Origin of the sequence: Stutzerimonas sp. S1 (assembly GCF_025966695.1) — a bacterium.
GTDB lineage: Bacteria > Pseudomonadota > Gammaproteobacteria > Pseudomonadales > Pseudomonadaceae > Stutzerimonas.
Genome location: NZ_JAOEIY010000005.1, coordinates 209,734 through 234,083, shown reverse-complemented (window position 1 = coordinate 234,083; position 24,350 = coordinate 209,734). Strand labels below are relative to the sequence as shown.

The following is a 24,350-nucleotide window of genomic DNA, read 5'->3' as shown; positions in this document are numbered from 1 at the left end:
CTATCACACGGGCCCCCGGGCGCCTGCCTGCACAATCAGGCAGGTCCCCATGCTCGAAAGCCCCGGGCGCGTGGGGCGCCTGGGGCTTGCTGTCTTCCGCCGTCAGGAGCCGAAGCCCCGACGGCACTGCTCATGACCGCCTCAGGCCGGATTGGCCTGCTTGAAGCGCTGGCGCCAGGCGTGCAGCAGCGGCTCGGTGTAGCCTGCCGGCTGCGCGCGTCCCTTGAACACCAGATCGCTGGCCGCCTGGAAGGCAATCGACTTGGCGTAGTCGGGTGCCATCGGACGGTACAGCGGATCGCCGGCGTTCTGCTGGTCGACCACCTTGGCCATGCGCTCCAGAGTCTCCTGCACCTGCTCGCGGCTCACCACGCCATGGTGCAGCCAGTTGGCCACATGCTGGCTGGAGATACGCAGGGTCGCGCGGTCTTCCATCAGGCCGACGTTGTGGATGTCCGGCACCTTGGAGCAACCGACGCCCTGTTCGACCCAGCGCACCACGTAGCCGAGGATGCCCTGGCAGTTGTTGTCCAGCTCCTGCTGCTTCTCCTCCGCGCTCCACTTGTCTTCGGCGACCACCGGGATGGTCAGCAGATCGTTGAGCAGCTGCTCGCGCTCGGCGGCCAGATCGATTTTCTCCAGCTCGCTCTGCACCGCCTGCACGTTTACCTGATGGTAGTGCAAGGCATGCAGGGTGGCGCCGGTCGGCGAGGGAACCCAGGCGGTATTGGCGCCGGATTTCGGATGACCGATCTTCTGCTCGAGCATGGCCGCCATCAGGTCCGGCATGGCCCACATGCCCTTGCCGATCTGCGCCTTGCCGCGCAGGCCGCAGGCCAGACCGACCAGCACGTTGTTGCGCTCGTAGGACTGGATCCACGGCGTGGACTTCATGTCGCCCTTGCGAAGCACCGGGCCGGCTTCCATGCAGGTGTGCATCTCGTCGCCGGTGCGGTCGAGGAAGCCGGTGTTGATGAAGGCCACGCGGTGCTTGGCCGCAGCGATGCAGGCCTTGAGGTTGGCGCTGGTGCGGCGCTCCTCGTCCATGATGCCCATCTTCAGGGTGTAGCGCGGCACGCCAATCAGGTCCTCGACGCGACCGAACAGCTCGTCGGCGAAGGCGACCTCCTTCGGCCCGTGCATCTTCGGCTTGACGATGTAGACGCTGCCGGTGCGCGAGTTGCCCTTGCGCGCCAAGTCATGCTTGGCGATCAGGCTGGTGAACACGCCATCCATGATGCCTTCTGGAATCTCGCGGCCGCCTTCCAGCAGGATCGCCGAATTGGTCATCAGGTGACCGACGTTGCGGATGAACAGCAGCGAGCGGCCGTGCAGCTTCAGCGCGCCGCCGTTGGGCGCGCTGTATTCGCGGTCTGGGTTGAGGCGGCGGACGAAGCTGGAGCTGCCCTTGGCCACTTCCTCGCTGAGGGTGCCCTGCACGATGCCCAGCCAGTTGCGGTAGGCCAGCACCTTGTCGTCGGCATCCACCGCGGCGACCGAATCTTCGCAGTCGAGGATGGTGGAAACCGCGGCCTCGACCAGCAGGTCCTTCACGCCGGCGGCATCGGTCTGGCCGATCGGGCTGTTCGGGTCGATCTGGATCTCGATGTGCAGGCCGTTGTTCTTCAGCAGCACGGCCTTGGGCTCGACCGCTTCACCCTGGAAGCCGACGAACTTCTCCGGCTGCTGGAGACCGGTGACGGTGCCGTTCTCCAGGGTGACCTTGAGCTGACCGTCCTGCACGCGGTAGGCGGTGGCGTCGGCGTGGCTGCCTTCAGCCAGCGGCGCGGCCTGGTCGAGCACATTGCGCGCGTAGGCGATGACCTTGGCGCCGCGGACTTCGTTGTAGCCCGGGCCCTTCTGCGCGCCACCCTCTTCGGAGATGGCGTCGGTGCCGTACAGCGCGTCATACAGCGAGCCCCAGCGGGCGTTGGCGGCGTTCAGCGCGTAGCGGGCGTTCATGATCGGCACCACCAGCTGCGGGCCGGCCTGAGTGGCGATCTCGCTATCGACGTTGGCGGTCTCGATCTTCACCTGATCCGGCACCGGCAGCAGGTAGCCGATGGATTCGAGGAAGGCGCGGTAGGCGGCCATGTCCTTGATCGGGCCCGGGTTGGCCTTGTGCCAGGTGTCCAGTTCGAGCTGCATACGGTCGCGCTCGGCGAGCAGCTCACGGTTCTTCGGCGCCAGGTCGTGGACCAGGGTGTCCAGGCCCTGCCAGAAGGCGGCGGCTTCGATACCAGTGCCCGGCAGGACTTCGTCTTCGACGAAACGCTTGAGGGTGGCCGCGACTTGCAGGCGGCCCAGGGTTACACGCTCGGTCATCTTCGGGTGCTCCTTGTTGTCAGTTGGTCAGGGCGGCGACGCCAGCCTTGGCGATCTGCGCGTCCTGCGCGGCGGTCACGCCGGACACGCCGACCGAGCCGATCACCTGGCCGTCGACCACCACCGGCACGCCGCCTTCCAGCGAGCAGACCACCGGCGCGGAGAGGAAGGCGCTGCGGCCGCCGTTGACCATGTCCTCGTAACCCTTGGTTTCGCGACGGCCGAGGGCCGAACTGCGGGCCTTCTCGGTGGCGATGTAGGAGGCGATCGGCGCGCAGCCGTCCAGACGCTCCAGCGCCAGCGGATGGCCGCCGTCGTCGGCGACCACGATGGTCACGGCCCAGCCGTTGGCCTGCGCTTCGGCACGGGCGGCGGCGAGGATGGTGGCGACTTCGGTCTGGCTCAGTACGGCTTTGCTTTTCATCTCGATTCTCCTGTCTTCATATTTCGGTTGTTCGGTTGGCGGCACGACGGGCGGGTCCGGCTGGTGGAAATTCGCTGTGCGAGATTTCCACCCTACGGCGCCGTAGGGTGGAAAACGGCGCAGCCTTGTCCACCGTCACCCCATCGATTCCTCGACCACTTCGATCCAGTGCTTGACCGGCGTGCGGCCGGCGCCATCCAGGTGGGTCTGGCAGCCGATATTGGCGGTGACGATCACCTCCGGCTTGCCGCTCTCCAGCGCGTTGAGCTTGTTGTCACGCAGCTGCATGGAGATTTCCGGCTGGGTGATCGAATAGCTGCCCGCCGAGCCGCAACACAGGTGCGCATCGGGCACCGCGGTGAGCTGGAAGCCGAGGCGGGTGAGCACGTCTTCGACCGCGCCGCCGAGCTTCTGTGCGTGCTGCAGGGTGCACGGGCAATGGAAGGCCATGCGCTTGTCGGCGCGCACGTCGAGCTTTTCCAGCTCGGCGCTGCGCAGCACCTCGACCAGATCCTTGGCCAGCTCGCTGACGCGCGCGGCCTTGGCCGCGTAGGCCGGGTCGTCCTTGAGCAGGTGGCCGTACTCCTTGACGAAGGCGCCACAGCCGCTGGCGGTCTGCACGATGGCTTCGGCACCGGCTTCGATGGCCGGCCACCAGGCGTCGATGTTGCGCCGTGCGCGCTCGAGGCCGGCATCCTGCGCGTTGAGGTGGTAATCCACCGCGCCGCAGCAGCCGGCTTCGCGTGCCGGGCTGACGCTGATGCCCAGACGGTCGAGCACGCGCGCCGCAGCGGCGTTGGTGTTCGGCGACAGGCTCGGCTGCACGCAGCCTTCGAGCATCAGCACGCGACGGCTGTGCATCACCTGCGGGCGCGGCTTGGCCGGACGGATCTCACGCGGCAGGTGGTCCTTCAGCGAGGCCGGCATCAGCGGCTTCAGCGCCTGGCCGGTGCCCAGCAGCGCCTTGAACAGGCCCGGACGCGGGATCACCGTGCGCAGACCGCCGCGCACCAGGCGCTCGCCCAGCGGGCGCTGCACCTGGCGTTCGATGAAGTCGCGGCCGATGTCCAGCAGGTTGTGGTACTTCACCCCGGACGGACAGGTGGTTTCGCAGTTGCGGCAGGTCAGGCAGCGATCCAGGTGCAGCTGGGTGCTCTCGGTCACCTCGCCGCCCTCGAACATCTGCTTCATCAGGTAGATGCGCCCGCGCGGGCCGTCCAGCTCGTCACCGAGCAGCTGGTAGGTCGGGCAGGTGGCGTTGCAGAAGCCGCAATGCACGCAGGAGCGCAGGATGCTTTCGGCTTCCTCGGCGCGCGGCAGTTGCTTGGCGGCTTCGCTCAGATTCGTTTGCATACGTCGTCAGACCTCGGAATACATGCGGCCGGGGTTGAAGATCCCCTGCGGGTCGAGCGCGGCCTTGAGCTGGCGGTGATAGCGCAGCAGCGGAGCCGACAGCGGCTGGAACGGATTGGTCGTAGCGCCTGCGGTAAAGCAGGTGGCATGGCCGCCCGCCTCGATGGCGATGCCGCGGATGGTCACCGCATCGGCGTCGGACTTCAGCCAGCGCTGGGCACCGGCCCAGTCCACCAGTTGCTCGCCCGGCAGCGGCAGCACCGGCGTGTTGTTCGGCAGCGACAGCCGCCAGAGCGGGCGCGGGTCGGCAAAGAACGCCAGGCGCTGCTCGCGCAGCTCGTTCCAGTAGCCGGCATCCAGATCCTCACCACCGATACGCTCGCGTGCCGCGTTGACCGAGCCTTCGCCACCTTCCAGACGCAGATACAGCGCCTGGCCGTCGTGGCTGGCGGCGCTGATCGGGATCGGCTGCTGGCCCCACTCGGCGAGCTTGAGCAGCGCGCGTTCGAGATCGATCTCCAGGCGCAGGCTGGTGCATAGGCGCGGCTTGGGCAGCACCTTGAGCGAGACTTCGGTGAGTACGCCGAGGCAACCGAAGCTGCCGGCCATCAGGCGCGACAGGTCGTAGCCGGCGACGTTCTTCATCACCTCGCCACCGAAGCGCAGATGCTTGCCCTGACCGGTGATGACCCGCGAGCCGAGCACGAAATCACGCACCGAACCGCTCCACGGCCGGCGCGGGCCGGACAGCCCGGCGGCGATCATGCCGCCGACGGTGGCGCCGGTGCCGTAGTGCGGCGGCTCGCAGGGCAGCATCTGCCCGGCGGCGTCCAGCGCAGCTTCCAGCTCGACCAGCGGCGTACCGGCACGCACGGTCACCACCAGTTCGGTGGGGTCGTAGCTGACGATGCCGCGATGCTCACGGGTATCGAGCAGCACACCCTCGACTGGATGGCCGAGGAAGGCCTTGGTGCCGCCACCCTGGATGCGCAGCGGGGTCTTGGCGGCAAGCGCCTGGTTGACCTGATCCAGCAACAGCGCGCTGGCGTCGTTGGCGATTACGGACATCAGAAACGCTCCAGTTCGGGGAAGGGCAGCTGACCGTTGTGGATGTGCATGCGGCCGAATTCGGCGCAGCGATGCAGGGTCGGGATGTTCTTGCCGGGGTTGAGCAGGCCGCTCGGGTCGAAGGCCGCCTTGACCGCGTGGAACAGGGTCAGCTCGTCGGCATTGAACTGCGAGCACATCTGGTTGATCTTCTCGCGGCCGACGCCGTGCTCGCCGGTGATGCTGCCGCCCACCTCGACGCAGAGTTCGAGAATCTTGCCGCCCAGCTCCTCGGCGCGCTCCAGCTCACCGGGCTGGTTGGCATCGAAGAGGATCAGCGGGTGCATGTTGCCGTCGCCGGCGTGGAACACGTTGGCCACGCGCAGGCCGAACTGCTCGGACAGATCGGCGATGCCCTTGAGCACGCCCGGCAGCTCGCGCCGCGGAATGGTGCCGTCCATGCAGTAGTAGTCGGGGGAGATGCGCCCGACCGCCGGGAAGGCGTTCTTGCGCCCGGCCCAGAAACGCACGCGCTCGGCTTCGTCCTTGGCCAGACGCACCTCGGTGGCGCCGGCCAGCTTCAGCACCTCGCTGACGCGGGTGCAATCGTCGTGCACGTCGGCCTCGACGCCATCCAGCTCGCAGAGCAGGATCGCCTCGGCATCCACCGGGTAACCGGCATGGATGAAATCCTCGGCGGCGCGGATCGACAGGTTGTCCATCATTTCCAGGCCACCGGGGATGATGCCGGCGGCGATGATGTCGCCCACCGCACGCCCGGCCTTCTCCACCGAGTCGAACGCGGCCAGCAGCACCTTGGCCACCTGCGGTTTGGGCAGCAGTTTGACGGTGACTTCGGTGACGATGCCGAGCATGCCCTCCGAGCCGGTGAACAGCGCCAGCAGGTCGAAGCCTGGCGAATCCAGCGCATCGGAGCCAAGCGTCATGCGCTCGCCCTCGACGGTGAGGATTTCCACCTTGAGCAGGTTGTGCACGGTCAGGCCGTACTTCAGGCAATGCACGCCGCCGGCGTTCTCGGCGACGTTGCCGCCGATGGAGCACGCGATCTGCGAGGAAGGGTCCGGCGCGTAGTACAGCTCGTAGGGGGCGGCGGCCTGGGAGATCGCCAGGTTGCGCACGCCGGGCTGCACGCGAGCGAAACGCCCGGCCGGATCGACTTCGAGAATCTTGTTGAAGCGCGCCATCACCAGCAGGATGCCCTGCTCCAGCGGCAGCGCGCCGCCGGACAAGCCGGTACCGGCACCGCGGGCGACCACCGGCACGCCAATCTGATGGCACAGCTTGAGCAGCGTCTCGACCTGTTCGACACGCTCGGGTAGTACCACCATCAGCGGCGCGGTGCGGTAGGCGGAAAGCCCGTCGCACTCGTAGGGCTTGAGGTCCTCGCTGCGATGGAGGACCTCCAGGTCAGGCAGCTGCTTGTGCAGCTCCGCCAGCAGTGCGGCCTTGTCAACCTTGGGCAACGCACCGTCGACGCGTTCGTCGTAGAGAATGTTCATGGCAGTTTCAGGCGCTCTTGTGGTTCACCGTCAGCACGGCCCGCTGCGGTGCAATGCCGCATCATTAGCGCCGATCGCTCTCGCCGTCCATGGCAACTTGAACTGGTCCTACCAGTTTTTGTAGTGATATTCCCGCAGGCACTACTCAGCGACCGCGCCAGGGCCAGCCCGTACAAAAGCGCCGTGCTTCAGGGTAGACTGGTTGGCAACTGGTCCTACCAGCTGAAGGAAGCCCTGCATGCTGAGCGAAAACCGCAATGATCGTCGTCAAGTCGCAGACGTGGTGGCCGAGCGCATCGAGCGCCTGATCGTCGATGGCGTGCTCAAGGTCGGCCAGGCGCTGCCGTCGGAGCGCCGTCTGTGCGAGAAGCTCGGCATCTCGCGTTCGGCGCTGCGCGAGGGGCTGCGCGTGCTGCGCGGACGCGGCATCATCGAAACCGCACAGGGCCGCGGCTCCTTCGTCGCCGAGCTGTCGGACAACCACGATGCCAGCCCGCTGATGCATCTATTCAACTCGCAACCCCGTACGCTGTATGACCTGCTGGAAGTGCGCGCGCTGCTCGAGGGCGAATCGGCACGGCTGGCGGCGCTGCGCGGTACCGAGGCGGACTTCGTGCTGCTGCGCCGGCGCTATGAGGAGATGCTCGCCGCCCATGCCAGCGAGGACGGCGCCGATCCGCGCGAGCATGCGCGCCTCGATCACGCCTTCCACCTGGCTATCTGCGAGGCTTCGCACAACCCGGTGCTGGTGCACACGCTGCAGTCACTGACCGACCTGATGCTCAGCACCGTGTTCGCCTCGGTGAACAACCTTTATCACCGCCCGGCGCAGAAGCGGCAGATCGACCGTCAGCACTCGCGGCTCTATCACGCGGTGATCGAACGCCTTCCGGAACAGGCCCAGCGCGCGGCACGCGACCATATCCACGGCATTCGCGACAACCTCAAGGAAATCGAGCAGGAAGAGCAGCGCCTGGTGCGCGCCACCATGCGCCTGGAAGGCTGGACCTGAAGTTCGTGTAGCCAACGCGCGACCTGGCTACAGCGGCGGCTCACCGCAGCCGTCCCGGCCCGCATGCTAGACTCGCCGCTTCTTTTGTTATGCTCGATTACGCTCGTGTCCGATCTTCTCCACTCCTGGCTGAGCGCCGACCGCCTGCCTTGCCCGCTCGATCCCGCCCTGCATGACTGGCTGTACCTCGATAAGGGTTCTTTGACGCGCCGTCTCACCGATCTGGCCGCCGGTGCCTTCAGCGTCACCCCGCTGCATGAGGCCTGGGAGCCGCTGCGCAATGACGAATGCGCCGAACTCGGCGTGGCACCGGGTTGCGAAGGCTGGGTGCGCGAGGTCTATCTGTGCGGCGACGGCCAGCCCTGGGTGTTCGCTCGCAGCGTCGCCGCCCGCCCGGCGCTGGAACGGGCGGGGATGGACCTGCAAAGCTTGGGTAACCGTTCGCTCGGCGAGCTGCTGTTCAGCGATCCGGCATTCGCTCGCGGCCCGCTGCAGGCTTGTCATTATCCGGCTGCCTGGCTGCCACGCGAGTGCCGCCAAAGCGGACTGTGGGCCAGGCGTTCGCGCTTCAGTCAGGACCAGCTCGGCGTGCTGGTCGCCGAGGTGTTTCTGCCCGCACTCTGGCGAGCGGCCAGCATCGAGCCATGAGTCGCACGGCCCCTTTTCCCTCATCGCATCTGCCGCACGGAGACCGCTGATGTACTTGAAACTCCTGCAATCGTGCAATCGCCTGCACCCGCGCGCCTGGGACTTCATCCAGCTGACGCGCATGGACAAGCCAATCGGCATCTACCTGCTGCTCTGGCCGACCCTGTCGGCGCTGTGGATCGCGGCCGAAGGCGTGCCGAGCGCCAAGCACCTGTTCATCTTCATCGCCGGGGTGATCCTGATGCGTGCGGCAGGCTGCGTGATCAACGACTTCGCCGATCGCAATTTCGACGGCCACGTGCAGCGCACCAGTAATCGGCCACTGGCCACCGGGCGCATCCAGGTGCGCGAAGCCTGGGTGTTGTTCGCCGTGCTGGTGGCACTGGCCTTCGGCCTGGTGCTGCTGACCAACACCACCACGATCTGGATGTCGTTCGGCGCCCTGGCGGTCGCCTCGCTGTATCCGTTCATGAAACGCTACACCTATTATCCGCAGGTAGTACTCGGTGCCGCCTACTCCTGGGGCATCCTTATGTGCTTCACCGCCACCCGCGGCACGCTGCCAGCGGAAGCCTGGCTGCTGTTCATCGCCAACGTGGTGTGGACGGTGGCCTACGACACCTACTACGCCATGGCCGATCGCGAGGATGATCTGAAGATCGGCATTCGCTCTACCGCGATCCTCTTCGGCGAGGCAGACCGGGTGATCATCCTCGGCCTGCAGGGACTGGCGCTGTTCTGCCTGCTGCTGGCCGGCGCCCGCTTCGAACTTGGCCAGTGGTTCCACCTCGGACTGCTGGGCGCGGCAGCCTGCTATGCCTGGGAGTTCCACTACACCCGCTCGCGCGATCGGCAGCGCTGCTTCGCCGCATTTCTGCACAACCACTGGGCCGGCCTCGCCGTTCTGGTGGGCATCGTGCTGGATTACGCGCTCAAAAGCTGAAGCCGATCCGCCCTCGTGCAGACCGACGCCTGCCTGTCACATCGCTGCAATAATTCCGTTATCTAATGCCCGACGACAAGAAACGACCGAGGCTGGACCATGAACGGCAAGAGCATATTGATCGTCGACGACGAGGCGCCGATCCGCGAGATGATCGTCGTCGCCCTGGAGATGGCCGGCTACGAGTGCCTGGAAGCGGAAAATAGCCAACAGGCCCACGCCCTGATCATCGACCGCCAGCCCGATCTGATCCTGCTCGACTGGATGCTGCCGGGAACCTCGGGCATCGAGCTGGCGCGACGGCTGAAGCGTGACGAGCTGACTGCGGACACGCCGATCATCATGCTCACCGCCAAGGGCGAAGAGGACAACAAGATCCAGGGCCTGGAAGTCGGCGCCGATGACTACATCACCAAGCCATTCTCCCCGCGCGAGCTGGTCGCGCGCCTGAAGGCCGTGCTGCGCCGCGCCGCGCCGAGCGACGGCGAAGCGCCCATCGAAGTCGGCGGCCTGCTGCTCGACCCCATCAGTCATCGCGTCACCATCGACGGCAAGCCGGCCGAGATGGGCCCGACCGAGTACCGTCTGCTGCAGTTCTTCATGACCCACCAGGAGCGCGCCTATACTCGCGGCCAGCTGCTGGATCAGGTCTGGGGCGGCAATGTGTATGTCGAGGAGCGTACCGTTGACGTACACATCCGCCGCCTGCGCAAGGCCCTTGGGGAAGCCTACGAGAACCTGGTGCAGACGGTGCGCGGCACCGGCTACCGTTTCTCCAGCAAGGTCTGACGCCCTACCCCGCTCTGCCACCCTCACCGCCCGCATGGAGCTATTCGGTTGAACCAAGACTGGCAAGGCACTCTCGTCCGCCGACTCCTGCTGCTGCTTGGCGCCTGCCTGCTGCTCGGGCTGATCACCGGTCAATACGCCTGGATGCTGGTACTCGGCCTGGGCGGCTACCTGGGCTGGACGTTCTATCAGCTGCGCCGCCTGCAGCGCTGGCTGCAACGCAAAGACGCCGACGAGCCGCCACCCGATGCTGCCGGGGTCTGGGGCGAGGTGTTCGACAATCTTTATCAGCTGCAGCGCCGCGACCTGCGCTCGCGCGGCCAGCTGCAGGCGGTAATCGACCGCGTGCAGGGCTCGACCGCTGCCCTGAAGGACGCGGTGATCATGCTCGACAGCGACGGCAATCTGGAGTGGTGGAACATCGCCGCCGACCGCCTACTCGGCCTGAAGAAGCCCCAGGACAGTGGCCATCCGATCACCAACCTGGTACGCCATCCGCGCTTCAAGGAGTACTTCGAGAGCGGCCACTACGAGGAGCCGCTGGAATTGCCGGCACCGGTGAACGATCGCATCCGCCTGCAGATCACCATCACCCGCTACGGCAACAGCGAACACCTGCTGGTGGTCCGCGACGTCACGCGGGTCCACCAGCTCGAACAGATGCGCAAGGACTTCGTCGCCAACGTCTCCCACGAGCTGCGTACGCCGCTGACGGTGATCGCCGGCTACCTGGAAACCCTGCTGGACAATCCCGAGCAGCTCAATCCGCGCCTGCTGCGTGCGCTACAGCAGATGAATCAGCAGGCGGGGCGCATGCAACATCTGATCAACGACCTGCTGTTGCTGGCAAAACTCGAGGCGAGCAACCGACCGGCCGACAACCAGCCGGTCGCCGTCGCGCCACTGCTGCAGGCGATCGCCAGCGATGCGCGCGCGCTTTCCGCCGGGCGTGGGCACCGCATCAGCCTCGATGCCGACGCCGCGCTGCAGCTCAAGGGCAGCGAGGCCGAACTGCGCAGCGCCTTCTCCAACCTGGTGTTCAACGCGGTGAAGTACACCCCCGACGGCGGCGACATCCACATCCGCTGGTGGGGTAATGAAGCCGGCGCGCACCTCAGCGTGGAGGACTCCGGTATCGGCATCGAACCCAAGCACCTGCCGCGCCTGACCGAACGCTTCTACCGGGTGGACTCCAGCCGTGCCAGCAACACCGGCGGCACCGGCCTGGGACTGGCGATCGTCAAGCACGTCCTGCTGCGCCATCAGGGGCGCCTGGACATTAACAGTACACCGGGCAAGGGCAGCGTCTTCACCTGCCACTTCCCGTCGGGGCAGGTAGCGCCGCGCTGATGCCGCGGCGATCACAGCTGGATACCCTTGTGCCTGCAGTGCACGGCCGAATCGCTGGGCCGCAACTTGAAAAGCGGGACTGACAGCCCCATCCTGTCGGCTCTATTGGCCTATACAAGCACTCATGGACCCTTCCCCCAGTTACGTTGCACCCTCCTATTTCGCCGATCTCGGCCTGATTCTCTTCGCCCTGTTCCTCGTCCTGCTCAACGGTTTCTTTGTGGCCGCCGAGTTCGCCATGGTCAAGCTGCGCGCCACCAAAGTGGAGGCGATCGCCAGCCAGCACGGTTGGCGCGGGCATATCCTGCGCACCGTGCATAACCAGCTGGACGCCTACCTGTCGGCATGCCAGCTGGGTATCACCCTGGCGTCGCTGGGCCTCGGCTGGGTCGGCGAACCAGCCTTCGCCCACCTGCTCGAACCTCTGCTGACAGCGATCGGCATCGATTCGCCGGCACTGCTGCATGGCATCGCCTTCTTCACCGCATTCTTCATCATTTCCTATCTGCACATCGTGGTTGGCGAGCTGGCACCCAAGTCTTGGGCGATCCGCAAACCCGAGCTGCTGTCGTTGTGGACGGCCGCGCCGCTGTATCTGTTCTACTGGCTGATGTACCCGGCGATCTACCTGCTCAACGCCAGTGCCAACGCGATCCTGCGCTTCGCCGGCCAGGGCGAGCCGGGCGCCCACCACGAACATCACTACAGCCGCGAGGAGCTGAAGCTGATCCTGCATTCCAACCGGGCCATGAACCCGAGCGACCAGCAGATTCAGGTGCTCGCATCAGCCGTGGAAATGAGCGAGCTGGAGGTGCTCGACTGGGCCAACTCCCGCGAGGACCTGCTGCAGCTGGAGCTTGACGCGCCGCTGGGCGAGATTCTTGACACGATTCGCCGCCACAAATACAGCCGCTACCCGGTGTACGACAGCGCGCAGGGCGACTACGTCGGTCTGCTGCATATCAAGGACCTGCTGCTGGCCCTGGCCGAGGACGGCAGTCTGGCCGAGCATTTCGATCTGCACGCGTTGCTGCGGCCGCTGGAACGGGTTTCCAAGCACATGCCACTCAACGCCCTGCTGGAGCAGTTCCGCCAGGGTGGCGCGCATTTCGTGCTGGTGGAGGAAGCCGACCACAAGGTGATCGGCTTCTTGACCATGGAAGACGTGCTGGAAGTATTGGTCGGCGATATTCAGGATGAGCATCGCAAGACCGAGCGCGGCATCCTCGCCTACCAGCCCGGCAAGCTGCTGGTGCGCGGCGACACCCCGCTGTTCAAGGTCGAGCGTCTGCTTCACGTCGATCTCGACCATGTCGAGGCGGAGACCCTGGCCGGACTGGTTTACGAAAGCCTCAAGCGCGTCCCCGAAGAGGACGAGGTACTGCAGGTCGAGGGCCTGCAGATCGTCATCAAGAAGATGCGCGGGCCGAAAATCGTACTGGCGAAGGTGCTCAAACAGGGGTAGCGACTGCCCCGTACGGCCAGCGCTCCGGACACTGGCCCTTCATCGGCTGCAACGACGCGGCGGTGCGCCCTGCTTCCGGCGCGCCGCTCGATGCCTGGCGTTCATTCTCCGCCGACGGCGAAGTTCGGCAGGCTGTTGACCGGCTGAGAGAAGTTGAAGGGAATGGACTCGATCGCGAGACCGACGTTGCGCTGCACCACGAAATGCAGGTGCGGCCCGGTGCTATTGCCGGTGTTGCCGGAGCGTGCCAGGCGCGTGCCGGTTTCCACCCGCTGGCCTTCGCGCACGGTCACCGAGCCTTTCATCAGGTGCAGGTAGACACCCATGGTGGCGTCGTCGTGCATGATACGCACGAAGTTGCCCGCCGGATTGGTGCCGCGCCCCGTCTGCTCGTTCTCCACCTTCACCACCACGCCGCCGCGTGCAGCGATGATTGGCGTGCCCTCGGGCATGGCGATATCCACCGCATGGCGCCCCTTGGGCGTGAAATGGCTGTACTGACCGTTAGCCCCCTGAGTCTGCCGGAAAGGTCCGCCACGCCACGGCAGCGGGTACTTGTAGGGCTTGGGCAGCAGGCGTGGATCGCCCAGGGCATGTCGCAGCTTCGGCGTGTATCTGAGCGGCTTGCTGGAATCGCGCGGCGCCAGGGTGGCGAGGCGGATCTGACTGCGCGGCGGCAGCACCCAGCGGATCGGCTTGGCCGGTGCGCCGACGGCGTTTTCGACGTTTTCCAGCTTGAGTTCGATATCCACCGGCGCGAACAAATCGTTGCGCACCAGCAGCGTCTCGCCTGCGGCGTGTTTGCGGGTTTCCAGCTTCACCTGGGTGTCGAGTTTCTCCACCATGCGGTCGCGAAAAACGAAGACCTGCGCACCAGCGGATGCCTGGTCGCTGTAGGTCACCACGCCATTGGCATCGGTGTATTTGTAGATGGTCAGAGCCAGCGCAGGCGTGGCCAGCAGCGACAGCCCGAGCAGAGAAAGAAGGCGCCCCAGCATAACGGCAGTTCTAGTCGTGAAGTGTATTGGAGCGGCAAGCCTAGCAGCGCCGCCAGTGCGGTGCGAGCCACCAACCGTCGGGGTGTGAAGCCGGTCAGTTTGTTCGCACCGGCAACCGCCGCAAGGCGCCCAACGCGCTCAGGCGCCGGGCACGAAGTGCTTCTGAGCCGTACCCCGGGCAATCAAGCGCGACAGGTAATCGAGCTTCTGCGGATCGCGATCGACGAAACGGAACGACAGCTGCAGCCACTCGCTATCGGGCTTGGGTTCCAGCGCCGCCACCGCATGCAGATAGCCGTTCAGGCGGGCGATCTCACCACCCTCACCCTGTTCCAGATCCAGCACCGCGCTCTCCAGCACCTGTGGCAGCACCTCGCCGCGCTTGATCACCAGCAGCGCCTCCTTGAGGCTCAGCGCCTTGATCACGCAGGCCAGCGTACCGGCGGCCAGGCGCAGCTGGCCCTGTCCGCGACCAGCCGGCGCGGCCGCGGGCTTGGTCGCCGGCGCTTTTGCCGCGGCCGGCTGCAACAGCGGGGAAACCGGCGCCACTGCAGCGGCCGCAGGCCGCACCACTTCAGCCTTGCCGCCGGTCAGCGCCGCCAGCGAATCGTTGGCCATCCCGGACGCCAGGGTTCTAACCGGCGCACTGGCTGCCAGCGCATCGAGCTTGCCGGCACGCCCGAGCGCCTTGCGCACCTTGCTGGTCAGCTGCTCGTTGGAGAAAGGTTTGCCGATGAAGTCCGACACACCGGCCTGGATCGCCTGTACGACGTTCTCCTTGTCCCCACGGCTGGTCACCATGATGAACGGCGTGGTTTTCAGCGCATCCTGCGCGCGACACCAGGTCAGCAGCTCGAGTCCGGACATCTCCGGCATTTCCCAATCGCAAAGAACCAGATCAAAGCGCTCGCGACCGAGCATCTGCTGGGCCTTACGCCCGTTGACCGCTTCCTCGATCTGAATTCCGGGAAACTGACTGCGCAGCCCCTTCTTCACCAGGTCGCGAATGAACGGCGCATCATCCACTACCAATACATTGACCTTGCTCATCCAGCCCCCTCCTGCGAATGCCGGCAAGCATAGCCGCACGGTGCCTACCAGCAAAAGCGCGACGATAGGCCAGTTACTGCAACCGTTGCGCCAGATCAGAGCGCCAGCGTGGGGGCATTGAGGCAGAGCGCCACAGGACAGCACCGACAACGCACGGCATACTCGGTTTTTTTGCTACCCGAGGCCATCATGGTTCAGCACATACTCGTCGCCCACGACCTCAGTCCCGAAGCCGACCTGGCCTTGCGGCGCGCCGCTCAGCTGGCGCAGCAGAGCGGTGCGCGGCTGAGCGTGCTGCATGTGATCGACAACCGTGAAGAGCCGCGGGACGAGGCAGCGGTACGCAGCGAGCTGCAGACGCGGCTGCCGGCGACTGCGGCCGCAACGGCACAGCTGTGGATTCGCCAGGGCCACCCCGCCGAAGAAGTGCTGACCCAGGCGCAGGGCCTGGAAGCCGACCTGCTGGTCCTCGGTCGCCATCATCGGCAATCGAGCCTGGGATTCGCCGGTACGACGCTCGAACGCATCCTGCTGAGCAGCCCGGCGCCGCTGCTGCTGGCCATTCACCCGGCGATCGAGCCCTATACCTGCGCGCTCGCCGCGCTGGACTTCTCCCCGAGTGCCAACCGCGCGCTGCAGGCGGCCTGGCAACTGATGCCCGCTGACAGCGAGCTGCATGCCCTGCATATCCACGAGGTCGCCGAGGTTCACGGGCCGGACGCCGAAGCGCTGAGTCTGCAGCACGAACTGTTCGAGCAGCTGATCGAGGACATCGAAAGCACCCTGCCCGTCAGCGGTGCGACCCTGAGCTATAGCCTGCATCAGGGCGAGCGCAGCAACTGCCTGGAAGCCGCCATCGGCGAGCTGCATCCGCAACTGCTGGCACTCGGCGGGCATAGTCGCGGCGAGATCAGCAGTGCACTGCTCGGCAGTCTGACACGGCAGTTCCTCGACGAGCCGCCGTGCGATGTGCTGGTAGCGCGCTAGCGTTCGCTTTCCAGCAGGTCGTGCAGCTCGACGAATTGCAGGGTCAGCTTGTGCCGCGGATCGAGATGGATCAGCGGCATGCAGGCCTGGTGCGACTCGCGCATTCGCACCGAGCTCATCAGGTTGACTGGCAACACCGGCAGCCCTTCCTCCAGCAACTCGGCAATCATCTGTTGTGGCAGCGCCGCCCGAGGCTGGAACTGGTTGACCACGATGCCCTCCACCTCCAGCGCCTCGTTGTGGTCCTCGCGCAGATCCTCGATCTCCGCCAGCAGGCCGTATAGCGCCTGCCGCGAGAAGCTGTCGCAGTCGAAGGGAATCAGGCAGCGTTGCGCGGCGATCAGTGCCGAAACCGTGTAGAAGTTGAGCGCCGGCGGCGTATCCAGGTAGATCCGCTCGTAGTCATCGGCCAAAGCGTCGAGCAGTTTGCGCAGCTTGTTGATCTTGTGCTTGGCCTCCAGCTTGGGCTGCAAGTCGGCCAGCTCGGCGGTAGCGGTGATCAGGTGCAGATTATCGAACGGCGTCTCAAGGATCGGCGGGCGCGCCTTCTTGCCGCTTGAGCCGCTGGCCAGCACCTGCTTGAAGAAATCGGCAATGCCGGTGGGTACATCGTCGCCGGTCAGACCGCTCAGGTAGTGGGTCGAATTGCCCTGCGCATCGAGATCCACCAGCAGTGTGCGATAGCCCTGCGCGGCACTCACCGCGGCCAGATTGCAGGCAATGCTGGACTTACCGACGCCACCTTTCTGATTGAACACGACCCTGCGCATGCCACACCTCCCGTACCTGATCGGTCGAGTCTATACGGCAAAGGTGACAGCCACATGATCCTCGAAAAAAAACCGCAACCGATGCCGACACGCAACTGAGCGCCAGGCCGGATGGCGCGCGGATCGACCTTTTCGCCACGCGCCTTCAAGCGCCGCAGCTGCGCCGCGCCAAGCCGTCGGCGCGGTTGCCAACGCCAAAAGCCCTGCTACGGTTAGTTCTACTAATAACAATAAAAGGGACAGCAGATGCCCCACCGTCAGGGCCGACTCCAGCCTCACCCTGCGCCGCGCCATGCATCCCGGCGCCCCGTTCCGGCACGAATCCACTGCGCGGATCGTGCTCATCCATTCAACCGCCCGATACCCACCTGCGACCAACGCAGTAGCCGCCGTTCTCAGACCCGCTCCGCGACGTTACGGATCTGCGACCGCCTGCGCCCGATCGGCCATGTCGAGTTCCCATTCAGCCGCTTGTCCGGCGCACCCAGCGACCGGGGCGTCCTGCACGCGGCCCCATAGCGCAAGGAGATACGCATGAAGCTTTCAGCAATTGCAGCGGCAACCCTGACGGCAGCAGTCGCCGTGCCAGCGTCGGCGGCGGAGATTTCCGACGGCAAGGTGAAGATCGGCATCCTCAACGATCAGTCGGGCGTATACGCCGACTTCGGCGGCAAATGGTCGTTCGAGGCAGCGAAGATGGCAGCCGAGGATTTCGGCGGCAAGGTGCAAGGCGTGCCGATCGAGATCGTCACCGCCGACCATCAGAACAAGCCGGACATCGCCTCCAACATCGCTCGCCAGTGGTACGACCGCGAGCAGGTCGACGCGATCATGGAGCTGACCACCTCCTCGGTGGCGCTGGCGGTGCAAGGCATTTCCAAGAGCAAGAAGAAGATCAATCTGGTCACCGGCGCCGCCACCACCGAACTGACCGGCAAGCAGTGCTCGCCATATGGCTTCCACTGGGCCTACGACACTCACGCACTGGCAGTCGGCACCGGCGGCGCGCTGGTTTCCCAGGGCGGCGACAGCTGGTATTTCCTCACTGCCGACTACGCCTTCGGCTATTCCCTGGAGGAGCAGACGGCCAAGTTCGTCAAATCCAAGGGCGGCGAGGTCAAGGGCGCGGTGCGCCATCCGCTGGCGACCACTGACTATTCGTCCTTCCTGCTGCAGGCGCAGTCGTCCGGTGCCAAGGTCATTGGCCTGGCCAACGCCGGCCTGGATACGGCCAACAGCATCAAGCAGGCCGCCGAGTTCGGCATCGTCGCCAGCGGGCAGCGCCTCGCCGCACTGCTGTTCACCCTCGCTGAGGTGCACGGCCTGGGCCTCGATGCTGCGCAGGGCCTGACCCTGACCGAGAGCTTCTACTGGGATCGCGACGACAAATCCCGCGAGTTCGGCGAGCGCTTCTTCAAGCGCACCGGACGCATGCCGAACATGGTCCACGCCGGCACCTACTCCGGCGTGATGCAGTACCTGAAGGCGATCGACAAGGTCGGCAGCGACGCCACCGAGCCGGTGGCCAAAGCGATGCACGAGATGCCGGTTGACGACGTTTTCGCGCGCAACGCCAAGGTCGGCGCCAATGGCCGGCTGATCAGCGACGTCTACCTGATGGAGGTGAAGAAGCCAGAGGACAGCAAGCGCGACTGGGACTACTACAAGGTGCTGGCCACTGTGCCGGGTGACGAGGCTTACATCAAACCGGCCGACAGCGGCTGCGAACTGGCCGGGCAATGAGCATGGCGGCAGCGCAAAGCCTGAGCGCCGGCGGGCCATCCGCCGGCGCAGACACGGACTCGCCGGTGATGCTCTCGGCGCGTGGTCTGCGCAAGGAGTTCGGCGGATTCGTCGCGGTGAACAATGTCGATCTGGACGTGCGCCATGCCCAGGTGCACGCCATGATCGGCCCCAATGGCGCGGGCAAGACCACGGTGTTCAACCTGCTGACCAAGTTCCTGCAGCCCACCAGCGGCAGCATTCGCCTGCTCGATCACGACATCACCCGCACCGATCCGGCCAAGGTGGCACGCATGGGCCTGGTGCGTTCGTTCCAGATCTCCGCGGTGTTCCCGCATCTGTCGGTGCTGGACAACGTAAGGGTCGCCCTGCAGCGACCGAACGGGCTGGCGACTCAGTGCTGGCTGCCGATGCGCTCGCTCAACCGCCTCAACGAGCGCGCCATGCAGTTGCTCGAATCAGTCGGCCTGCAGGACAAGCGCAACGAACCGGCCGCCGACCTTTCCTACGGGCGCAAGCGCGTGCTGGAGATCGCCACTACCCTGGCGCTGGAACCCAAGGTGCTGTTGCTCGACGAGCCCATGGCCGGCATGGGGCATGAGGATGTGCATGTGGTGGCGGAAATCATCCGCGAGGTTGCCAGCCAGCGTGCGGTGCTGATGGTCGAACACAACCTCAAGGTGGTCGCCGATCTCTGCCACCAGGTGACGGTGCTGCAGCGCGGCGAAATCCTGACTTCCGGCGACTACCGTACGGTCAGTCAGGACGAGCGCGTGCGGGTGGCCTACATGGGGACCGAAGATGACTGAGCCGCTACTCAGCGTGCGCGACCTCAACGCGTGGTATGGCGAAAGCCACGCCCTGCATGGCATCGACCTGGACGTCCATCAGGGCGAAACAGTAACCCTGCTCGGGCGCAACGGCGTCGGCAAGACCACTGCGCTGCGCTCGATCGTCGGCATCATCCGCAAGCGCAGCGGCAGCATCCGCTTCGACGGCAAGGACATGCTGCGCGTACCGCTGCACCGCACTGCCCGCCACGGCATCGGCTACGTGCCGGAGGAGCGCGGCATCTTCTCCACCCTGTCGGTGGAAGAGAACCTCACCCTGCCACCGGTGATCGCCAAGGGTGGCATGACCCTGGCTGAGATCTACCAGCTGTTCCCCAACCTCGAGGAACGCCGCAAGAGCCCGGGCACCAAGCTTTCCGGGGGCGAGCAGCAGATGCTGGCCATGGCGCGCATCTTGCGCACCGGCGCCAAACTGCTACTGCTCGACGAGCCCACCGAAGGCCTGGCACCGGTGATCGTGCAACGCATCGGCGAGGTACTGATGACGCTCAAGCAGCGCGGCATGACCATTCTGCTGGTGGAGCAGAACTTCCGCTTCGCCAGCAAGGTCGCCGACCGTTTCTACGTGGTCGACCACGGCAAGGTCATCGACACCTTCAACGTCGACGAACTGCCCGGCCGCATGAGCATGCTCAACGAAGCTCTGGGGGTTTGATGACGACGATTTTCGATGTACCTATCCAGGCCTTTCTCGGCCAGCTGTTGATCGGCCTGATCAACGGCTCGTTCTACGCCATGCTCAGCCTCGGCCTGGCGATCATCTTCGGCATGCTGAAGATCATCAATTTCGCCCACGGCGCGCAGTACATGATCGGTGCCTTCGCCGGCTACCTGCTGCTGGCCACCCTGGGCATCGGCTACTGGCCGGCACTGATTCTCGCGCCGATCATCGTCGGCCTGGTCAGCGCGGTGATCGAGCGTCTCGCGCTATCGCGGTTGTACAACCTCGACCATCTCTACAGCCTGCTCTTCACCTTCGGTCTGGCGCTCGCCCTGGAGGGCGCGTTCCGCTACTTCTACGGCTCCTCCGGGCAGCCCTACGCCGTGCCGAAAGAACTGGCCGGTGGCTACAACCTGGGCTTCATGTTCCTGCCCAAGTACCGCGCCTGGGTCGTGCTGGCTTCGCTGGTGATCTGCATCGCCAGCTGGCTGCTGATCGAGAAGACCAAACTCGGCGCCTACCTGCGCGCCGCCACCGAGAACCCGACGCTGGTGCGCACCTTCGGCATCAACGTGCCGCTGCTCCTGACCTTCACCTACGGCATGGGCGCGGCGCTGGCCGGGCTGGCCGGCATGCTCGCCGCGCCGATCTACCAGGTCAGCCCGCTGATGGGCTCGAACCTGATCATCGTGGTGTTCGCCGTGGTGGTGGTCGGCGGCATGGGCTCGATTCTCGGCGCCATCATCACCGGCTACATGCTGGGCATTCTCGAGGGGCTGACCAAGGTGTTCTATCCGGAGGCTTCCAACATCGTGATCTTCGTGATCATGGCGATCGTGCTGCTGGTGCGCCCGGCCGGCCTGATGGGGAGGGACGCCTGATGAACAGCCAGGTTAGCGTCACCGCAACAACCAAACGCCCGCTGCTACGCCTGGAGACCGTGCTGATCCTGATCGGCGTACTGGCGCTGGCATTCGCACCGTTCTACTTCTACCCTATCTTCCTGATGAAGGTGCTGTGCTTCGCCCTCTTCGCCTGCGCCTTCAACCTGCTGCTCGGCTACACCGGCATTCTCTCCTTCGGCCACGCAGCGTTCTTCGGCGGCGCGGCGTACTTCACCGCGCATGCGGTCAAGGAATGGGGGCTGCCGCCGGAACTGGGCATTCTCGTCGGCGTGGCCGGCGCGGCGTTTCTCGGGTTGATCATCGGCTTCCTGGCGATCCGCCGGCAGGGCATCTACTCGACGATGATCACCCTGGCACTGTCGCAGATGTTTTTCTTCTTCTGCCTGCAGGCCCCCTTCACCCACGGTGAGGATGGCATCCAGAACATTCCCCGCGGCCAGTTGCTCGGCTTCATCGATCTGCAGGAGCCGCTGTACATGTATTTCTTCGTGCTCTCGGTGTTCCTCGCCGGGATGTTCGTGATCTGGCGGGTGATCCACTCACCGTACGGCATGATCCTGCGCTCGATCCGCGAGAACGAGAATCGCGCGATTTCCCTCGGCTATTCGGTGGCGCGCTACAAGCTCGGGGCGTTCGTGATGTCCGCTGCGCTGGCGGGGCTGGCCGGCGGGCTGAAGGCGCTGGTGTTCCAGTTCGCCACGCTGACCGATGTGAGCTGGCAGATGTCCGGCGAGGTGGTGCTGATGACCCTGCTCGGCGGCATCGGCACCCTGGTCGGGCCGATCTTCGGCGCGGCCCTGGTGACCACGCTGGGCAACTACTTCGCCACCTCGGAACTACCGGTGACCCTGGTCACCGGGATCATCTTCATGGTCTGCGTGCTGGTGTTCCGCCGCGGCATGATCGGCGAACTCTACGCCTCACGATTCGGACGCAAGCTCGAACAGCGGACGGAGGACGACTGAGCGCCGCACCGCCCGGGTCGCGCAAGTGCGGACGCAACGCCTCAAACGGCGACCGGCGCCTTGATATGCGGATGAGCCTGGTAGCCGACCAGCTCGAAATCCTCGAAACGGAAGGCGAACAGGTCCTTCACCTCCGGGTTGATCTGCATGGTCGGCAACGGAAGCGGCTCGCGCGCCAGCTGCAGGTCGGCCTGCTCCAGATGGTTGGCGTAGAGGTGGCAGTCGCCGCCGCTCCAGATGAACTCGCCCGGCTGCAGGTCGCAGACCTGGGCGACCATCAGCGTCAGCAAGGCGTAGCTGGCGATGTTGAAGGGCACACCAAGGAAGATGTCGGCCGAGCGCTGGTACAGCTGGCAGCTGAGCTTGCCGTCGGCGACGTAGAACTGGAACAGCGCGTGGCAGGGCGGCAGGGCCATCTGGTCGACCAGCGCCGGGTTCCAGGCCGAGACGATCAGCCGACGCGAGTCCGGGTTCTTCCTGATCATCTCCACCAGCTTGGCGATCTGGTCGATGGACTCACCGTTCGGTGCCGGCCAGCTGCGCCACTGATAGCCGTAGACCGGGCCCAGCTCGCCATTTTCGTCGGCCCACTCGTCCCAGATGGATACGCCGTTTTCCTTCAGGTAGCGGATGTTGGTCTCACCTTTGAGGAACCACAGCAGCTCGTGGATGATCGATTTGAGGTGGCACTTCTTGGTGGTGACCAGCGGAAAACCCTCGCCCAGGTCGAAGCGCATCTGGTGGCCGAACACGCTGTAGGTGCCGGTACCGGTACGGTCGCTCTTGAAGGTGCCGTGCTCGCGCACGTGGCGCATCAGGTCGAGATACTGTTTCATCGATTGACTCGGAACGGGCGCCGAAGCGCGTTGAAAAAAGCTGCGCGAATGGTAAGAAGCCGCGCCCGATTTGTCGCGCTCAGGCGACGAGCCGGGCGTAACGCCGGATCAGACCGCGGCCTTTGCAGTGTCGCGACGATAGGCCCAGGCGATCATGCCTGCGCCGAGCAGCACCATCGGCACGCACAGCACCTGTCCCATCGTCAGCCAGCCGAATGCGAGGTAACCGAGCTGCGCATCCGGCACGCGGACGAACTCGACGATGAAGCGGAAGATCCCGTAGCACACGGCGAACAACCCGGACACCGCCATGGTCGGCCGAGGTTTGCACGAGTAGAACCAGAGGATGACGAATAGCGCCACGCCTTCGAGAGCGAACTGGTAGAGCTGCGACGGATGTCGCGCCAGCTGCTGCGGATCGGTCGGGAAGACCATCGCCCAGGGCACATCGGTGGCTTTGCCCCACAGCTCGGCATTGATGAAGTTGCCGATGCGGCCGGCGCCCAGACCGATCGGCACCAACGGCGCGATGAAGTCCATCAGCTCGAAGAAACTCTTGCCGTTACGCCGGGCGAAGATCCAGGTGCAAAGCAGCACGCCGATCAGACCGCCGTGGAAGGACATGCCGCCTTTCCACACCTGCAGGATCAGGCTGGGCTGATCGATATAGGCCGCCAGATCGTAGAACAGTACGTAGCCCAGGCGCCCACCGACGATCACGCCCATGGCGACCCAGAACACCAGATCGGAAAGCTTCTCCTTGCTCCAGCCGGCATCGAACCCGGCCAGCCGGCGCGAGGCTAGCCACCAGGCACCGCCGATACCGATCAGGTACATCAGGCCGTACCAGTGAATCTGCAGCGGGCCGATGGCGACCGCCACGGGGTCAATCTGCGGGTAAGGCAGCATCCTGCGCTCCTCAAATCAAGAAATTGATACCAACGCCCAGCAGCAGCAGCGCAAACAGGCGCCGGAGAACCCTGGCCGACAGCCGATGGGCCAGCTTCGCGCCCAGCCTGGCGAAGAACATGCTCGTCGCGGCAATCCCGAGCAACGCCGGCAGATAGACGAAACCCAGACTCCACTCGGGAAGCTGCGGGGTCTGCCAGCCGACCACCATGAAACTCAGCGCTCCCGCCAGCGCGATCGGCAGACCGCAGGCGGCCGAGGTCGCCACGGCCTGCTGCATCGGCACGCTGCGCCAGGTCAGATAGGGCACCGAAAGCGAGCCGCCACCGATGCCGAATATCGCCGAGGCCCAGCCGATCACCACTCCGACCAGCGACAGCTCCGGCTTGCCAGGCTGATGCGCGCTGGCCTTGGGACGCAGATCGAACGCCATCTGCACCGCCATCACGATGGCAAAGATACCAATGATGCGTTGCAGCATCGGCCCCTGAATCGCAGCCGCAGTCAGGCTGCCGAGTGCCGCGCCGAGCAGGATGCCGACGGTCATCCACAGCACCATCGGCCAGCGCACCGCGCCTTTGCGATGGTGCGTGAGAATCGAGTTGACCGAGGTAAAGACGATAGTCGCCAGCGAAGTGCCGACAGCAAGATGCGTCAGAATCTCCGGCGAGAAACCCTGGGCGCTGAAGCTCAGCACCAGCACCGGCACGATGATCAGCCCACCGCCCACGCCGAACAGCCCGGCCAGCACGCCGGCACAGCTTCCCAGCAGCAGATACAGCAGAAACTCCATTTGCCT

23 protein-coding genes are annotated in these 24,350 nt (G+C 65.2%); 12 read left to right on the top strand and 11 right to left on the bottom strand.

The annotated features are described in order from the left end of the window. Positions 1-141: 141 nt before the first annotated feature. From N8H22_RS12515 to glcD, 5 genes are all read right to left on the bottom strand, one after another. Positions 142-2,325 (bottom strand): malate synthase G, encoded by a 2,184-nt coding sequence (locus N8H22_RS12515; protein WP_264590842.1) that lies wholly within the window; start codon positions 2,323-2,325, stop codon positions 142-144. Between the two features lie 19 nt (positions 2,326-2,344). Continuing rightward, complete coding sequence (locus N8H22_RS12510) at positions 2,345-2,749, bottom strand: heme-binding protein (protein ID WP_264590841.1); 405 nt, start codon at positions 2,747-2,749, stop codon at positions 2,345-2,347. Between the two features lie 135 nt (positions 2,750-2,884). Next, on the bottom strand, positions 2,885-4,102 hold the full coding sequence (gene glcF / locus N8H22_RS12505) for a glycolate oxidase subunit GlcF (protein WP_264590840.1): 1,218 nt from the start codon (positions 4,100-4,102) through the stop codon (positions 2,885-2,887). A gap of 6 nt (positions 4,103-4,108) precedes the next feature. Next, the gene (gene glcE / locus N8H22_RS12500; RefSeq protein ID WP_264590839.1) at positions 4,109-5,170 is read right to left on the bottom strand and encodes a glycolate oxidase subunit GlcE; all 1,062 of its coding nucleotides are present in this window, start codon (positions 5,168-5,170) and stop codon (positions 4,109-4,111) included. Continuing rightward, positions 5,170-6,669, bottom strand: a complete 1,500-nt coding sequence (glcD, locus tag N8H22_RS12495) for a glycolate oxidase subunit GlcD (RefSeq protein ID WP_264590838.1) — start codon at positions 6,667-6,669, stop codon at positions 5,170-5,172. Before glcD ends, glcE begins: the two co-directional genes overlap by 1 nt. A 238-nt stretch (positions 6,670-6,907) precedes the next feature. On the opposite strand from glcD, the gene glcC reads away from it, so the two are divergent. The 6 genes from glcC (at position 6,908) to N8H22_RS12465 (ending at position 12,876) form a co-directional block, all read left to right on the top strand. After that, entirely contained in the window at positions 6,908-7,681 is a 774-nt protein-coding gene (gene glcC, locus N8H22_RS12490) for a transcriptional regulator GlcC (RefSeq protein ID WP_264590837.1), read from the top strand. 105 nt (positions 7,682-7,786) lie between these two features. Further along, positions 7,787-8,329 (top strand): chorismate lyase, encoded by a 543-nt coding sequence (locus N8H22_RS12485; protein WP_264590836.1) that lies wholly within the window; start codon positions 7,787-7,789, stop codon positions 8,327-8,329. Positions 8,330-8,378: 49 nt separating this feature from the next. Continuing rightward, positions 8,379-9,272 (top strand): 4-hydroxybenzoate octaprenyltransferase, encoded by an 894-nt coding sequence (gene ubiA / locus N8H22_RS12480; RefSeq protein ID WP_264590835.1) that lies wholly within the window; start codon positions 8,379-8,381, stop codon positions 9,270-9,272. Between the two features lie 99 nt (positions 9,273-9,371). Next, entirely contained in the window at positions 9,372-10,061 is a 690-nt protein-coding gene (phoB, locus tag N8H22_RS12475; protein WP_264590834.1) for a phosphate regulon transcriptional regulator PhoB, read from the top strand. Between the two features lie 48 nt (positions 10,062-10,109). After that, positions 10,110-11,411, top strand: a complete 1,302-nt coding sequence (gene phoR / locus N8H22_RS12470; RefSeq protein WP_264590833.1) for a phosphate regulon sensor histidine kinase PhoR — start codon at positions 10,110-10,112, stop codon at positions 11,409-11,411. A 124-nt stretch (positions 11,412-11,535) separates the two neighbouring features. Beyond that, on the top strand, positions 11,536-12,876 hold the full coding sequence (locus N8H22_RS12465; RefSeq protein WP_264590832.1) for a hemolysin family protein: 1,341 nt from the start codon (positions 11,536-11,538) through the stop codon (positions 12,874-12,876). 101 nt (positions 12,877-12,977) lie between these two features. Here the strand turns inward: N8H22_RS12465 and N8H22_RS12460 are convergent, their stop codons facing one another. Beyond that, on the bottom strand, positions 12,978-13,874 hold the full coding sequence (locus tag N8H22_RS12460) for a peptidoglycan DD-metalloendopeptidase family protein (RefSeq protein ID WP_264590831.1): 897 nt from the start codon (positions 13,872-13,874) through the stop codon (positions 12,978-12,980). 138 nt (positions 13,875-14,012) lie between these two features. Beyond that, positions 14,013-14,924: a response regulator gene (locus N8H22_RS12455; protein WP_264590830.1), complete on the bottom strand. Its 912-nt coding sequence runs from the start codon at positions 14,922-14,924 to the stop codon at positions 14,013-14,015. 189 nt (positions 14,925-15,113) lie between these two features. Between N8H22_RS12455 and N8H22_RS12450 the strand changes: the two genes are divergently transcribed. After that, positions 15,114-15,911, top strand: a complete 798-nt coding sequence (locus N8H22_RS12450) for a universal stress protein (RefSeq protein ID WP_264590829.1) — start codon at positions 15,114-15,116, stop codon at positions 15,909-15,911. Here the strand turns inward: N8H22_RS12450 and N8H22_RS12445 are convergent. Next, on the bottom strand, positions 15,908-16,681 hold the full coding sequence (locus N8H22_RS12445) for a ParA family protein (RefSeq protein WP_264590828.1): 774 nt from the start codon (positions 16,679-16,681) through the stop codon (positions 15,908-15,910). The genes N8H22_RS12450 and N8H22_RS12445 overlap by 4 nt on opposite strands. A gap of 534 nt (positions 16,682-17,215) precedes the next feature. Between N8H22_RS12445 and N8H22_RS12440 the strand changes: the two genes are divergently transcribed. The 5 genes from N8H22_RS12440 to N8H22_RS12420 are packed head-to-tail and all read left to right on the top strand — an operon-like array spanning position 17,216 to position 21,806. After that, the gene (locus N8H22_RS12440; protein WP_264590827.1) at positions 17,216-18,424 is read left to right on the top strand and encodes an ABC transporter substrate-binding protein; all 1,209 of its coding nucleotides are present in this window, start codon (positions 17,216-17,218) and stop codon (positions 18,422-18,424) included. Continuing rightward, a complete protein-coding gene (locus N8H22_RS12435) occupies positions 18,421-19,233 on the top strand; it encodes an ABC transporter ATP-binding protein (RefSeq protein ID WP_264590826.1) in 813 nt (270 codons plus the stop codon). Before N8H22_RS12440 ends, N8H22_RS12435 begins: the two co-directional genes overlap by 4 nt. Next, on the top strand, positions 19,226-19,930 hold the full coding sequence (locus tag N8H22_RS12430) for an ABC transporter ATP-binding protein (RefSeq protein ID WP_264590825.1): 705 nt from the start codon (positions 19,226-19,228) through the stop codon (positions 19,928-19,930). Before N8H22_RS12435 ends, N8H22_RS12430 begins: the two co-directional genes overlap by 8 nt. Continuing rightward, positions 19,930-20,817 carry a branched-chain amino acid ABC transporter permease gene (locus tag N8H22_RS12425; RefSeq protein WP_264590824.1) on the top strand — a complete coding sequence of 296 codons (888 nt, stop codon included), beginning with the start codon at positions 19,930-19,932 and terminating at the stop codon, positions 20,815-20,817. Before N8H22_RS12430 ends, N8H22_RS12425 begins: the two co-directional genes overlap by 1 nt. Continuing rightward, a complete protein-coding gene (locus N8H22_RS12420) occupies positions 20,817-21,806 on the top strand; it encodes a branched-chain amino acid ABC transporter permease (protein WP_264590823.1) in 990 nt (329 codons plus the stop codon). Before N8H22_RS12425 ends, N8H22_RS12420 begins: the two co-directional genes overlap by 1 nt. 41 nt (positions 21,807-21,847) lie before the next feature. On the opposite strand, the gene N8H22_RS12415 is transcribed toward N8H22_RS12420, so the two are convergent. From N8H22_RS12415 to N8H22_RS12405, 3 genes are all read right to left on the bottom strand, one after another. Next, positions 21,848-22,642, bottom strand: coding sequence for a thymidylate synthase (locus N8H22_RS12415; RefSeq protein WP_264590822.1), 795 nt, complete (start codon positions 22,640-22,642; stop codon positions 21,848-21,850). A gap of 108 nt (positions 22,643-22,750) precedes the next feature. Next, positions 22,751-23,551, bottom strand: coding sequence for a prolipoprotein diacylglyceryl transferase (lgt, locus tag N8H22_RS12410; RefSeq protein ID WP_264590821.1), 801 nt, complete (start codon positions 23,549-23,551; stop codon positions 22,751-22,753). A gap of 10 nt (positions 23,552-23,561) precedes the next feature. Further along, the gene (locus N8H22_RS12405) at positions 23,562-24,344 is read right to left on the bottom strand and encodes a sulfite exporter TauE/SafE family protein (protein WP_264590820.1); all 783 of its coding nucleotides are present in this window, start codon (positions 24,342-24,344) and stop codon (positions 23,562-23,564) included. Between the last annotated feature and the right edge of the window lie 6 nt (positions 24,345-24,350).